This is a genomic window from Marichromatium sp. AB32 (genome assembly GCF_003718675.1).
Lineage (GTDB): Bacteria > Pseudomonadota > Gammaproteobacteria > Chromatiales > Chromatiaceae > Marichromatium > Marichromatium gracile.
This window is the reverse complement of the sequence record NZ_RHFJ01000118.1, coordinates 1-2,097: the sequence shown is the minus strand read 5'-3', so window position 1 is coordinate 2,097 and position 2,097 is coordinate 1. Positions and strand designations below refer to the sequence as shown.

Annotated in this window: 1 protein-coding gene and 1 pseudogene; both read left to right on the top strand. The window is 56.9% G+C overall.

Annotated features, from left to right (window positions below):
- A pseudogene (locus EBL85_RS16695) lies at positions 1-359 on the top strand (glycosyltransferase); the annotation flags it as partial.
- Between the two features lie 129 nt (positions 360-488).
- Positions 489-2,097, top strand: a 1,609-nt coding sequence (locus EBL85_RS17140; RefSeq protein WP_148040583.1) for a tetratricopeptide repeat protein, incomplete at its 3' end; no start/stop codon positions are given.

Below are 2,097 nucleotides of genomic sequence, written 5' to 3'. Positions count from 1 at the left end.
TCGACTGCTTCCCGCACAACTCGGGGACGACGCTGCTCGAATCGCTCTACATGGGGGTGCCCTTCGTGACCCTGGCCGACCGGCCGAGTGTGGGCCGGATCGGGGCGATGATCCTCTCGGGGCTGGGGCGGGAGGAATGGATCGCCACGGACGAGGCCGACTACGTCGAGCGCGTGGTCGCGCTGGCTGCGGATCGCGAGGCGCTGGCGACGACCCGCGCCGGGTTGCGCGCGCAGATGGAGGCCAGCCCCTGGCGTGACGAGCAGGGGCAGGTGGCGCGGATCGAGGCCGCCTACCGGGCGATGTGGCGACGGTGGTGCGTCTCGGGCACATCGGAAGAGGTGCTTGCAGCCCTTTAGTGCGATAGTTGTTCAGCATTGAGCTGTGATTCCAGCTCGGAACAGAATCCAGAGAGATGCCGTTGAGCATCAGGCTGTCGTCCCGGCGCTGGCGCCCAGCAGCGGCTCCACTACTAAAAAGGTGCGGTTTTGAATGGTGATGACAATCTTTACGAGATAGCCCTGGGTCATTATCGTGACGGGCGTATTGAGGTGGCTGAGCCGATTTATCGTGCCGTGCTTGAGGTCGATCCTGACCACTTCTCTGCGCTTTTTGATCTGGCCTCGATTGCGAAGCTCAAAGGGAATCTCGATGCCAGTGCCGAGCTGATCAGGAAAGCCCTGAGGCTCAAGCCACTGGATCTAAACGCGTTGGCTTTGCTGATCGACGTGCGACTGTGCCAAGGCCACCACAAGGATGCTGGTCTCGTGTTGAGCGAAGTGCGCGCCATGGAGGATGGTGCGGGCGTTTTTGCCCAGCTCTGCAAGCGCTTGGGGATTGATCAAGAAAGCTTTTCTGATGTCAATCGTGGCGTGGAGGTGAAGGAGGCGTTGGCGACAACTGAAACGCCTCGGATTTCGACTGCGGATGCCTCTGAGATCAAAGGTTTGATAGAGGTAAAACGCTTTGATGAAGCCTTGGCAAAGGCGCGTGATCTATGTGATAGATTTCCTCGAGATCCCTTTTTGTGGAAGGCCATGGGCACCGCCCTTTTCCATTCTGGAAAATATCAAGCCGCACTGACAGTCATGCAGCAAGCTCTGGCAATAGATTCTGTAGATTCAGAGCTGCTAAACACCTTGGGCAACATCCTTGTTGAGCTAGGAAGATACTCGCAGGCTGAACGTTGTTTTCGTCGCGCCATAGAGATTTCGCCATATTATGCCGAGGCATACAACAGCCTTGGGGTTGTTTTGAAATCGCTTGGGAAGCTTGATGAGTCGATTGTCTGTTGTAAGCAGGCGCTTTCGCTGAAGCCAGGTCTTTCCGAGGCTTACTCGAATATCGGGGTTGTCTGCAAGGAGCGCGGACACCTCCATCAAGCCTTGGCTTACTATCAGAATGCCTTGGCCAAAGATCCCGGTAACTGCAATGCCAAAAACAATATTGCCGGTATCTTTCAGGATCTTGGTCGCCACGATGAAGCGCTTCGTTACTACTCGCTGGCGCTAAAAGATAAGCCTCAATTTGCTGTCGCTGAATCCAATCAGCTGTTTACGATCAACTACCATCCTGACTGGTCCGGTCAGGACATTTTTGCCGCCTACCTGGATTACGATATCCGCTATTGGCAATCGCTCAGGGTGAATTGGCGATCGCACAGTAACGGGCGTGAGCCAGAGCGACGCTTGCGCCTGGGCTATGTCTCTCCGGACTTTTTCTCCCACGCAATTCGCTACATGCTCGAACCATTGCTCGAATGCCATGATCATGAGCGGTTTGAGGTTTTTGCCTATGCTCAGTTGGTGCGCGAGGATGCCCAGACCGCACGTTATCGCTCACTGGTCGATCACTGGGTGCCGACCCGAGGGCTGAGCGACGTCCAGCTCGCTGAACGTATCCGTGCCGACGGCATCGACATCCTGGTCGACCTGGCCGGTCATACGGCAAATAACCGGCTGGGGGCGTTCGCGCGCAAGCCGGCGCCGGTGTCGGTGAGTCTCTGGGTCGGTTATGGCTACACCTCGGGGTTGAGCGCGATCGACTACTTCCTGTGTGACGAGGTCCTGGTGCCGGAGGGTGCGGAGGAGTTGTTCA